Source organism: Gelidibacter sp., from assembly GCF_053579655.1.
The window spans coordinates 51,463-64,238 of record NZ_JBMDWE010000013.1 but is presented as its reverse complement, the minus strand read 5'-3'; the positions used below and the strand labels follow the sequence as shown (position 1 = coordinate 64,238).

The following is a 12,776-nucleotide window of genomic DNA, read 5'->3' as shown; positions in this document are numbered from 1 at the left end:
TTTGATATTTGTAAAAATACAACTTATGACCAAACAAGAAAAGGTAGATTTTGTTATAAATACGTTAAAGCAACTGTATCCAACAATTCCCGTACCTCTCGACCATAAAGATCCTTATACCCTTTTGATTGCTGTTTTGATGTCTGCACAATGTACAGATGTACGTGTCAATCAAATTACACCACTGCTTTTTGCAATAGCTGATAATCCCTACGACATGATTAAACTCTCGGTTGAAGAAATCAGAGACATTATCAGACCTGTCGGCTTATCGCCAATGAAAAGCAAAGGTATCCATGGATTATCACACATTTTGATCGATAAACATAACGGACAAGTGCCTAAAACTTATGAGGAATTGGAAGAACTACCCGCTGTTGGACACAAAACGGCAGCGGTCGTAATGTCTCAGGCCTTCGGAATTCCAGCGTTTCCTGTGGATACCCATATCCACCGATTGATGTACCGTTGGAATTTGACCAATGGTAAAAATGTGGTGCAAACTGAAAGAGATGCCAAACGTATTTTTCCTGAAGAAACTTGGAACGATTTGCACTTACAGATGATATGGTATGGCAGGGAATATTCTCCCGCTCGCGGTTGGGATTTGGAAAAAGATATTATCACAAAAACCATTGGACGCGCAAGTGTTTTAAAAGAATACTATGCTAAAAAGAAGTGATTTTGAATTAAAGATCGGAATTTTAGCGCCTCAAAATTTATAAAATTAGCCATCCCAATTCTATTGGATTAACTTTAAGCAACCACAGGGATTCCTACTTTCGCAGAAATATAAAAGTCCCAACAAATTAGTTGTCGGGACTTTTTTAGTCTTAGTTTAAAATTAATTCAAACTTTCTGTCATTCCAACGTAGAATACTAAGAGCCTTGGAATAATTCAAAAGCAAATCAACGGTTTCATCTTTTGGATTTAGATTGTCGTTTTTTTGAGGACATTTAGAGTAAAGTTTTGCCATTATTAGGGATTTTATATGTGATTACAACCCTATTAACGCAACAAAACCACGTTTATTACATCAATTTGTAAGAATTATACTTTTTTCCTCAATAACCTTTCTCAAATTGATTAACGCGTATCGCATTCTGCCTAAAGCCGTATTGATACTTACGCCAGTTTTATCAGATATCTCCTTAAAACTCATATCATTATACATCCGCATGACCAATACATTTTTTTGATCCTCTGGTAATTCTTCGATCAATCGTCTCAAATCAGATTCAATCTGCTCTTTGATCATTCCCTTTTCAGCATCTAATGACGAATCACTAAGCACTGAAAAAATACTGAATTCTCCAGCATTATCAAACTTTGGCATGCGCTTACTTTTTCGGAAGTGATCAATGATTAAGTTATGTGAGATCCGCATAACCCAAGGTAAAAACTTACCTTCTTCATTGTATTTTCCTAATTTGAGCGTACGGATAACCTTGATAAATGTATCCTGAAAGATATCTTCGGTAAGATCTCTATCATAAACTTTAGAGTAGATAAAACTATAGATTTTTTGCTTGTGTCTGGTGATCAATATAGAAAGAGCACCTTCGTCTCCTTTAACGTAATTGCTCACTAAAACAGCGTCTGCGATAAGTTCGTCCTTCATAATTATTACTTTTATGCTTGGAATAGTTCCGAGCTTGGGGTTAATCTTTTTAAAGTAATATTATGGTATAGGCTGCTTTGTTTAAGTTATTTGGGTCAAATATAACAACATATATTCCTATAAAGCAAAAAACAGACCGAAATTTTAACATTTTATTGCACAATAACTTCTTTTCACTACAGCGTTAGTTGTAGTATCTTTGCATTCTTATATGCTTTAATGACCATGAACATTAACCTTTCCGAAGTAAATCCAAAACAAAATATTATCATTAAAGGTGCTAATCTTCACAATCTAAAAAATATAGATGTGGTGATTCCGCGCAATAAATTGGTGGTTATAACCGGATTATCAGGTTCTGGAAAGTCGAGTTTGGCTTTCGACACTTTATATGCTGAAGGTCAAAGACGTTATGTGGAAAGTTTATCGAGCTATGCGCGTCAGTTTTTGGGACGCCTCAACAAGCCAAAAGTCGATTACATTAAAGGGATTGCTCCAGCCATTGCCATCGAACAAAAAGTCAATTCTACCAATCCACGATCTACAGTTGGCACGACAACCGAAATATACGATTACCTAAAATTGCTGTTTGCCCGAATCGGGAAAACCTACTCGCCTATTTCGGGCAATTTGGTCAAAAAACATACCACTGCAGATGTTTTAAATTTGGTCAAATCCTTTGAAGAAGGTGAAAAGCTATTGCTCCTCGCTCCTATTATTTTAGAGGAAGGCCGTACGATGACCGACAAACTAAAAGTGCTCCAACAACAAGGATACGCAAGAGTACACTATAAAAATGAAGTCCTTCGGATTGAAGATGCGATCGAAAAAAGCATTGAAAAAAACATCTTTTTAGTGGTGGACAGAATTGTCGTCAAACACGAAGATGATTTTTATAATAGATTGGCGGACGCTATTGAAACCTCGTTTTTTGAAGGGAAAGGCACGACCATCATCGAATCACTTTCCGATCATAACCAGACCATTTTCAACAATAAATTCGAATTGGACGGCATGACCTTTTTGGAGCCAAACGTCCATTTGTTCAGTTTTAACAATCCTTACGGAGCTTGTCATAAATGTGAAGGTTATGGCGATGTGATTGGCATTGATGAAGAACTCATCATTCCAAATACCGCACTTTCTATTTACGAAAACGCCATCTTTCCTTGGCGAGGTGAAACCATGGGCTGGTTTAGAGATCAATTGGTCAATAACTCTCATAAGTTTGATTTCCCGATCCACAAACCTTATTTTCAATTATCGGATGATCAAAAACAACTCATTTGGGATGGCAACGCCTACTTTACAGGTTTGGACGATTTCTTTGCTGAATTAGAGTCAAAAGCTTATAAAATTCAGAATCGGGTCATGCTTTCCCGTTATAGAGGAAAAACCAAATGTAGCGCCTGTCACGGCAAACGTTTACGACCTGAAGCCAATTATGTGAAAATTGACGGCGTTACCATTACGGATTTGGTAACCATGCCTTTAGATAAATTGGCCGAGTTTTTTAATCAACTGGAGCTGAACGAATATGATACAACCATTGCTAAGCGCTTGTTGAAAGAAATCACAAATAGATTGTCTTTCTTATTTAATGTCGGTCTTGATTATTTGACCCTCAACCGAAAGTCGAACACTTTATCCGGTGGCGAAAGTCAGCGTATCAACTTAGCGACTTCCTTAGGCAGCAGCTTAGTGGGTTCCATGTACATTCTGGATGAGCCGAGTATTGGCCTGCATCCTAAAGATACTGAAAAACTTATCACGGTTCTTAAAGCCCTGCGCGATTTGGGCAACACGGTTATTGTGGTGGAACATGATGAAGATATCATGCAAGCCTCTGACGAAATTATTGATATTGGTCCGGAAGCTGGCACCCTGGGTGGCGAAGTTGTAGCCACAGGAAGCTATGCAGATATTCTGAAATCGAACTCGTTGACCGCTCAATATTTAAACGGCAAACTCAAAATTGAGGTGCCTAAAAAGCGTCGTACGTCTAAATATCAAATTGAAATCATCGGTGCCAGAGAACATAATTTACAGAATATTGATGTGACTTTTCCTTTAGAAATGTTAACGGTCGTGACCGGTGTTTCTGGGAGCGGTAAAAGTACTTTGGTCAAAAAGATTCTCTATCCCGCAATTCAAAAACAGCTGACTGGCTTTGGAGATAAAGCCGGACAGTTTACCGAACTGAAAGGAAACTTTACGAACATTAAGCATATTGAGTTTGTAGACCAGAACCCCATTGGACGTTCTTCACGTTCCAATCCGGTGACTTATGTAAAAGCTTATGATGATATCAGAGCGCTTTACGCCAATCAGAAATTGAGCAAAATAAGAAACTATCAAGCTAAACACTTCAGTTTTAACGTGGATGGCGGTCGTTGTGAAACCTGTAAAGGCGATGGCGAAGTGACCATTGAAATGCAGTTTATGGCCGATGTGCACTTAACTTGTGAAGCCTGTAACGGCAAACGATTCAAAAAAGAAGTTTTGGAAGTCACTTTTGAAGATAAAAATATTGATGACGTTCTCTCCATGACTATTGATGATGCCATTGCTTTTTTTGAAAAACACGACCAGAGTAAAATTCAAAGTAAATTACAACCGTTACAAGATGTAGGATTGGGCTATGTAACTTTAGGTCAAAGTTCCTCAACACTTTCTGGTGGTGAAGCACAGCGTATTAAGTTGGCCACGTTTTTAGGAAAAGGTTCTAGAAGAGATAATGCACTTTTCATTTTTGATGAACCAACGACAGGTTTGCATTTTCATGATATTAAAAAACTTTTAAAATCTTTTCAAGCGCTGATTGCTCAAGGGCATTCCATTATTGTTGTTGAGCATAATCTCGAATTGATCAAATGTGCGGATTATATTATTGATTTAGGTCCTGAAGGTGGCGAACGTGGCGGAAAATTAATTGCTGTGGGCACGCCTGAAGAATTGGTTAAGAATAAAAACTCTGTGATTGGGAAATATTTGAAGGAGAAGATTTAGGGTTCAGTATTCAGTTGGCAGTCTTCAGTTGGCAGTTGGCAGTTGGCAGTTGGCAGTTTGTAGGTTGTAGTTTCTGCCTATTCAGATTCTGCGGAGGGATTCATGTAGTTTGAATAATCCGTCATTCTCTGCGCCTCTGCGCCTTTGCGAGAGCATTTATAACTACCATCTTCATTCTTCGAGCTTCCAACTCCGTGCTTCAAGCTTTTATTCTTCTCAATAAAACAAAAACGCTACCAATCCCATAATAGCGAAAGAAAATGGCAATACAATTAACAAAAACAAAAAGGTCACTGCACTACTTTTTATAAAACTCCGAAGGTATCCTTGTTTATAAAAATGCTTTACGCCCAAAAACAAATAGATAAATGAAGAAAGCATAACTAACGCCATAATCCATCCTGGGATATTTTTCCATATTAAATTCGCTATAACCAATAAGCTGAATAGTGCAAATAGAAAGGCGAAAAAGTAAAAAGTAAACACCAGATGATAAGCGAACCTCCCTTTTCTAAAATAGAAAAGTTTCAAAATGAGAGCGAAAATTGGTAATAATATAAACATTGCCAGCGGTATACTGTCATAAAAAGCTTGCAAAATAGAGCCTACACTTTTACTCTTTAAAAATTTTAGAATCTGTTTGAAAACACGTTTAACCACATAGCTATCGTCATCCTTCATTCCCATTTTTCGATATATTTCCTGATCAGAAGCGCCGACCTGAATCATTGAATCTATTTCAAACTCATTAAAATCAAACTTAACTGCCGAATTTGGATTAGATTGGTAATGTCGCCCCATGCCTATTTGAGCCTTAGGTTGTTTCTCATTATTAACCGATTTGGAATCATATTCCTTAACTTGTTGATTTATCGATGTTATAGCAAGTGAATCCTTTTTTTTCTGTTTTATAGAATCCAAAAAGATGTGACTTTGCTCAATATCATGCTTTAGAGCGCTATCGAAAGTTTCTGCTTGTTTGCGACTGATAAATGAAAACAAAAAGAAAAACACTACTGAGATAAATAAATAAATCTGAGCAGGATGCAAATACAATAATCGCCGGCCTTCAACAAACTGTTTTGCGAGATAGCCTGGCCTGAACATGAGCGGGATAAAACTCTTAAAAAACCGGGCATCCACAGAAAAATAATTACTGATAGTATTATTGAAAAGTACACCTAATGTGAGTTCAGCCTTTGATTTCATTCCGCAATATGGACAAAACGGATAATGAGCTTCAAAGCGCTGGGAACAATTCTGGCAATCGGTCAGTGATCTTCGCATTAGTAAATAATTAATGGATATAAAAGTAATGAAGTTCCATAAATAGTTTTGTCTTGTATACAATTGTTTCAAAAGTGCGATTTGTAAGCCACAACTTCAACATCATTTCTCCTTAACTTATTTAATACTTATTTAAGTTAACTGTTTTACGCGAAGCCTGTGACAGCACAAAGCTCAAGCGCCTCACAACAAGTGTTTTAACATTTTTGGCATGCAATTTGAAAAGGTTTCATCATATAGCGTAAGCCGAAAAGCTAATGAGTAGGCACCATCTTAAATCCTTTAATTATGAAAAAGCAATTACTTTTTAATGCGATGGTGTTAATAGGATTGACATCAATATCAGCATCAAACACCAACTTTGCACCACAAGGCGATGATTTTACAAATAAAGCACGTTACCGATATGTTGAACCGATCATGTTTATAGAGCAAGGTGTTGAGTTCCTAATTTTCCCTGACGGAAGTTTTGATTTTAATACACATTTGAATAATCAGTCAACAAACTCTCGCCGAAGTTCAATGAATACCGATCAAGGTGGATCTAAAACCATAAATGTTAGATATTATGGAAAATCGATAGTCAACCGCGTAACCATCGAACATAATTATAATGGTATGGTCAAACGCATTGGTAATGTGGCTGTCGAATATGATAAGCATGGTAGAATCAAACGCTTGGGCTCCATAAAAATGAACTATGATGATGGTAAATTATCCAAAGTAGGTGGACTCAAAGTGAAATATAATCGTTGGGACGAAATAATCAGCACTCGTGGCACCGTGCATGAGGCTAACAGGAATTATCAATATGGACCACGCTATTCATCTGTCCACTCAAACCCAAATTATAAAGACTATGCCAATCACAAGGACTACTACTATTATAAACAAGGCAGCGCTGATAAAAAACAAAAGAAGGTTGGACGATAATATTAAGCTACCAACTTGATTTTTCTTTATGAATTGAACCTATACTTTGATTCCTGAAGTATAGACATCATCCCGAAGTTCTTTCCCCAAAGGCTTTGGGATGTTTTGTTTTGATGCATTAAGTTCTTCTAAGGCTATTTCCTTTCGCATCTGTTTTACTGTTTTTGAACTGCCGTCATGACTCCATCCAGGAGGTCCAAAAACATACATAAACTTGTGCTTTAGATTTTTTGACTTCTTGACATCACGCCAAATATCAGCATATTCATGAGTCAAAATGACCCACAGATTAAAAGATTCCGGCGGACTTGTGACACCATAAGAAATTTCAATAGATTCGTCAAGTGGTTGCCAGGTTCCAAAAATTTTATCAAACACATTTAGAATTCCGCCATGATTTTTATCCATATACTCCAGATTACAAGCATGATGCACCTGATGCATGGTATGGGTGTTCAAAATTTTATCTATAAAACCCAATTTCGGAATAAATACCGTATGCAACTGAAATTGCCAAAGCGCCTCGATCCCTAAACATACCACAAGCATTTCTGGTGGAAAACCGATCGCTACAATCCAAACATAAAACAAGGGTTTGTAAAAAATAGTAAACCACCCATTTCTGACCGCTGTACCCAAATTAAAATTATCGGAAGAATGATGCACAATATGTGCGGCCCAAAAAAATCGAACCATATGGTTTTGACGATGAAACCAATAATAGGCAAAATCATCACACAACATACAAAGTATCCAAATATACCAGGCATATCCAAAAGATTCATAACCCATGATATTCATTCGCACCCCGTCTACTAAAGGATTAAACAGATCATAAACAAAACTAAAAAGGAGAATAATGGTTACGGTTTTAACCAGCGGTGCTATAAGCGTTGACCCAACACCCATCCCAATACTCGAAAATAGATCTCGCCAGTTGTAAAGGTCTTTATGATCATGTGTTTTACTATAAGTAAGTTCTAATAATATTAAGCCTAAAAAGCAAGGAACCCCATATACAAGGGGATTGGTAAAATCCATAGAATGATATTAAAAAAGTCTAAATATTTAGACTTCGCGTTGAGCCGGAAAAGATATGTAATAAACATTCGGCATCAGAAAATATCTACAATTAATTTTAAAGCCGCTGCTTCATCTTTATAATGCTAACAGTCAATTATTTATTACGACAATCAGAGTTATTTTATACAAATAATATAATTTAAATTTGATTCTTATAAAGTTTTAAAATTTATATAATCTACTAAGCAACAGATTTAACTTTTTTGCTTTACTTAATTTTAAGTAAAAATTCAACAAATACATTCATTGAACTCCGTATTTTTATGAGATTTAAATGGTCAAATCATATACTTTTCATTACTCCTTATAAATTTCATTACAAGATCTAAATTGAAGTTTTGTCGAATGCAATTTAAGACTCGAAATTATCTTCCTTCATAAAAGCATTTGTTCCGGAAGAAATTTTATTGATTTTCAAAAGCAATAAATAATTAACCTATTCATAATCATGGCAAAACCCTCTACCCTAACTTTTTGGCACATTGTTTGTATCCTGTCAAACATGTTGAACAAAAAATAAAAACTCATGAAAAAATTAGCCCTATTTTTTACTGCAGTGCTCCTCATTGGGACAGCGGTAAATGCAAAAACCACCGACGTCATTAGAGACAATTCATTCCAAAACGGCCCTAATAATGGCTATGGTAATTCATTTATTTTCACAGAGGGTGGTATTGAGTTTTCTGTATTCCCTGATGGCCAATTCGATTTTTATGTGCCAGATTTTGGTCCTAGAGCAGGCGTATCCATCAACACACCTAATGTCTCCTTCAGCTTCAACACAGGCTATGACTACAGTCCGTATGTACAGTATGATGATTATGGTGCCATAATACAAATTGAAAACACACCCATCTATTATGATTATTATGGACGAATTACACAAGCAGGAAACGTCAATATTAATTATAACAATTATGGACGCGTCAATCGTGTAGGCGGTTTATATGTTTATTATGACAATCATCACCGATTCACACATTATTCAGGCTATATCAACGTATATAACAGAGCTTATATTTACCGACCATGGCATCGTTATTACACGATTCCGGTCTATGAATATCGCGTAGTATACGCAAAACCTTATAGACAATATTACAAACCTGTAAGATATCACTACTACAGACCGTATGTCAATAATTACAGAGAACCAGTGAGATATTCACCACGTCCTCAAAAATCTGTTAATTCTGGAAGAAGAAATACGGTAGCAACGAACAATAGTGCAAGTGATCGTTACCGTCAGGAATCTACACCACGACGCAGTAATGCTGCAACTTCGAGAGGGTCAGGTTCAGCGTCACGTGAGGTTAATGGCAATAGAAGAAATATTGAAAGTTCAATCGTTAACCATGGGAGTTCGCGGACTGTTAATAGAGAAGCTTCTGGGAGAGATGCAAATCAAAATGCAATGCAAAACAGAGAACAACCGAACAGAAACAATGCCCGAAGTTCAAATTTAAACAGTTCTAGAAGTACTGAAGCAGTTAATTCAGGTCGAAATATGAGAACAAGTAGAACTTACGAAACGGCTTCAAATCAAACAAGTGCACGAGAACAGACTGTAAGATCGGCGCCATCAAGATCTGCCAATGTTAATAAAAATTCAGATCAAAGAAAACCAAATACTGTACAATCTCGCACATCTAATGTCGAGCGAAGCGCTAGTAGTAAAACCAGCGCAGCTCAAAATAGTAATAGCACAAGCCCTCAAACGAATAGTCAGGGTTCATCGTCAAGATCAACATCCAGACAAAGTAGAGGGAGTTTATAAGTTATAAAGTTTGGTTGGTTAAGTCCTGCAAGTAGTATGCCTCAAAGCACCTTGCGGGATTTTCCTTTTTCAAAAAGGACTGTAACACAGAGTCGCACGGAGTCCTCTTTTAATAACGAACCAAAAATGAGGACTTAAACTGCCAGCTGAAGACTGAAACTGAGACTGAAGACTGAGGAATGAGACTGAAAACTGCCGACTGAAAAACTACTTCAGCCGCAAATACTTTCGCAACATCGCGCTAATATCTTCTGAAACATTCATGTTAAAAACGAACCCTACGTACACTAAGGTAACCAATATTGATTTTAACGCAATATTTACCAACGGATGAAATGGAAACTCCCAAAAGTAGAAAGCACCGATCAACACAATGATTAATAGACTGGCCTTTCCCGTATCCATGGTAAAAGGCATCATATTAAACTTGCGCTTTACGAAGTAGATTTTAATGGAATTATAGAAAGTAACGGCCAAAAATGTCGCAAATGCCGAACCATTGATGCCATACATCGGAATAAAAATCATATTCAATCCGATGGTCAAAATAGTCAAAATCACACCAAATAATAACACTATCCTATAATAATCGCTATTAAATAAGATGACATTGTTACATCCCATCAAACAATCATAAAGTTTAGCCATACTCACCAAAAAAACAACATAAAGTCCGCCGCTGAATTGTGGCGGAATCGTTTCATAAAGTGAATTGATATTCAATACAATCAACAGGAAAATAAGGCCTCCAATAATGAATAAGGTTTGCGAACTTCTGACGTATAAATCCTCAAGAGCCCCTTTATTATTCTCATTCAAGTATTTTGCCGTCAATGGTTGTAGAATCTGCTGCATTGCTCTTGATGGCACTACGATAACTGTTGCAATGTAGATCGCCACCCCATAATAGGCGACCTTTTCGATAGGAATGTAAAGTCCTAACATAAAGCTATCAATGTCTAAAATAACCGTGGCAATAGATCCAGCGATAATAATCAAAAAAGAATATTTTAGAATAGAACTCAATCGGTCCACCTTATTAAATTTAAAGACAGGCAAACGGATCGTAAATGCATAAAACATCATAATTAACATCCGTAATCCGTAGATGCCAACCACGCCAGCAATATAGGTTTCCACTGAAAACCATTCGAAATAAACACAAAAGAGCAATACCGTTACGCCAATCCGCGGAAATACTTCCTTCATGAAGTTCCCAAAAACCGTCTGCATTTGGGTTTTTGACCACGCAAAAAAGACTTCAAAATAGGCCATAGCAATGGCCGCAAAATAAATGTACCAGACATAATCTCCAATAATAGCATTTTTTTGTGACAAGGCGCCAGCAATGGCATCATAAGCAAAAATCCCAATTAACCCTGTCGGAATGATGAGCGCCAATGGCAAAAAAAGCATCAAGGTCAAAAAACTATTGAGCGAATTTTTGGTTTTGAATGTGGTATAAAACTTAATGATGGTGTTGTGAACTCCAAATGCCAATAAAGGCATCATAATATTGGCGGTTGACAACATAAAGGAAATTAAACCATAATGCACATCCGAAATAAAGAACACATACAAATACAAGGTATTCAAAGCACCTATGGCAAAGCCTAAGTATGTGGTAATCGTGTTCTTAAAAGATTGGCTAATGATTATTCCCATAGAGGTTTAAAACCCGAAGATAAGAATTTTGAGGATTAAGACAAGTTTGTGATCAGATCTGCCAATTTTTTGGTCAGCGACTTTCTGCTGTACTGTTGCAATCCAATAGGATATGAAAACAATGTCGCATTCTTAAAATTCGAGAAACAAGACCGTAAATGTTCCTTTAATTCTGCTTCAGCATCGTAATAAAAATAGCGGCCTGTGTTGGTCGATTTTATAATATTTTCAACATCTGAACCTTTTGGACCCAATGATATAATAGGCATTTCTGCAACCATATACTCAAATAGTTTTCCAGGAATAATGGCTTTGGTTTCCTCAGAATCGATTTCAATCATCAATAATACTTGTGACTGTCGCTGATACATCAAGGCCTCTTTATGACTGACATAACCGACGATATCTATATTTTTTGCCGGAATAAACTTATTGATTTCATTGAGCACATCATCACTAACCACACCAATCAATCTTAAGACGAACTCCTGACTAAAATCTTCATTTTCTTGGATAAGTTCGCCCAACACTTTCCATAATAGCTTTGGATTACGTTCAGACAATAAGGATCCAATATGTGCCACAGAAAACTTTTGATCTTTGATTGTTTTTGGAAGTTGCTGATAGTCGTAGCCATTGGTAATTATGCTAATGGATTGCTTCGATTTTGTGGCAAATTCTTTTTTTGTATTTTCACTCGTTACAATAATATGATCTGCAGTTGTAAGCACTTTGACTTCCAAATCCTCATGCTTTTTGGCTGCATTGGCACTCAATTTCAGTTTTTTGTGATAGCCAATAGTCGTCCATGGATCTCTAAAGTCAGCAATCCATTTAATCCCTAATTGCGCTTTTAAATGTAAACCAATCAAATGCAGGCTGTGCGGCGGTCCTGTAGTAATGACAATTTTTATATTTTCCTTTTGAATATACTCCGACAAATAACGGACCGAAGGTTTTACCCAAGCCTTTCGAGCATCTGGAATAAAATAATTTCCTCTGACATAGAGCATCAGTTGCTGAATGAGACTTTGTTTCTGTTCCTTCGGAATAACCCCAGAACTAATGGTTTTAGATGATTTTTTAGATAAAAACTCAGCGAATCTATAAGGTTCCTTGATAGGTTGCTTCAAAATGGTAACATCCTTAGGAACCTCAGTCATCAAGGTGTCATCAAGCATTGGATAACTCGGGTTTTCAGGAACATAAACGACGGGATGAATCCCATAATTTGGAAGATATTTCACGAATTTCAACCAACGCTGCACTCCAGGACCTCCCGCAGGTGGCCAGTAATACGTGATGATGAGTACTTTTTTTTGCATAATATTATTCCCACGAAAGTGGAAATCCTTTAGAATCAGAGAAACTAATCTTATTAATCTAAGTCAGATGTGGTT

Annotated in this window: 9 protein-coding genes; 4 read left to right on the top strand and 5 right to left on the bottom strand. The window is 36.7% G+C overall.

The window, feature by feature from the left end; genetic code table 11:
- Positions 1–25 precede the first annotated feature (25 nt).
- On the top strand, positions 26–682 hold the full coding sequence (locus tag ACOH2D_RS08550; RefSeq protein ID WP_449534968.1) for an endonuclease III domain-containing protein: 657 nt from the start codon (positions 26–28) through the stop codon (positions 680–682).
- 355 nt (positions 683–1,037) lie between these two features.
- Here the strand turns inward: ACOH2D_RS08550 and ACOH2D_RS08545 are convergent, their stop codons facing one another.
- A complete protein-coding gene (locus ACOH2D_RS08545) occupies positions 1,038–1,622 on the bottom strand; it encodes an RNA polymerase sigma factor (protein ID WP_348038957.1) in 585 nt (194 codons plus the stop codon).
- A 225-nt stretch (positions 1,623–1,847) separates the two neighbouring features.
- Between ACOH2D_RS08545 and uvrA the strand changes: the two genes are divergently transcribed.
- Entirely contained in the window at positions 1,848–4,631 is a 2,784-nt protein-coding gene (uvrA, locus tag ACOH2D_RS08540) for an excinuclease ABC subunit UvrA (RefSeq protein WP_449534967.1), read from the top strand.
- A 216-nt stretch (positions 4,632–4,847) separates the two neighbouring features.
- Here the strand turns inward: uvrA and ACOH2D_RS08535 are convergent, their stop codons facing one another.
- Positions 4,848–5,840, bottom strand: coding sequence for a DUF3667 domain-containing protein (locus tag ACOH2D_RS08535; RefSeq protein ID WP_449534966.1), 993 nt, complete (start codon positions 5,838–5,840; stop codon positions 4,848–4,850).
- 366 nt (positions 5,841–6,206) lie between these two features.
- Between ACOH2D_RS08535 and ACOH2D_RS08530 the strand changes: the two genes are divergently transcribed.
- Positions 6,207–6,851, top strand: a complete 645-nt coding sequence (locus ACOH2D_RS08530) for a hypothetical protein (RefSeq protein WP_449534965.1) — start codon at positions 6,207–6,209, stop codon at positions 6,849–6,851.
- Between the two features lie 39 nt (positions 6,852–6,890).
- Here ACOH2D_RS08530 and ACOH2D_RS08525 read toward each other — a convergent pair whose 3' ends face one another.
- Positions 6,891–7,892 (bottom strand): sterol desaturase family protein, encoded by a 1,002-nt coding sequence (locus tag ACOH2D_RS08525; RefSeq protein WP_449534964.1) that lies wholly within the window; start codon positions 7,890–7,892, stop codon positions 6,891–6,893.
- Between the two features lie 568 nt (positions 7,893–8,460).
- Here ACOH2D_RS08525 and ACOH2D_RS08520 point away from each other — a divergent pair.
- Complete coding sequence (locus ACOH2D_RS08520) at positions 8,461–9,711, top strand: hypothetical protein (RefSeq protein WP_348038947.1); 1,251 nt, start codon at positions 8,461–8,463, stop codon at positions 9,709–9,711.
- A 207-nt stretch (positions 9,712–9,918) separates the two neighbouring features.
- Here the strand turns inward: ACOH2D_RS08520 and ACOH2D_RS08515 are convergent, their stop codons facing one another.
- A complete protein-coding gene (locus ACOH2D_RS08515; RefSeq protein ID WP_449534963.1) occupies positions 9,919–11,376 on the bottom strand; it encodes a lipopolysaccharide biosynthesis protein in 1,458 nt (485 codons plus the stop codon).
- A 35-nt stretch (positions 11,377–11,411) separates the two neighbouring features.
- Positions 11,412–12,701, bottom strand: coding sequence for a glycosyltransferase (locus ACOH2D_RS08510; protein WP_449534962.1), 1,290 nt, complete (start codon positions 12,699–12,701; stop codon positions 11,412–11,414).
- Between the last annotated feature and the right edge of the window lie 75 nt (positions 12,702–12,776).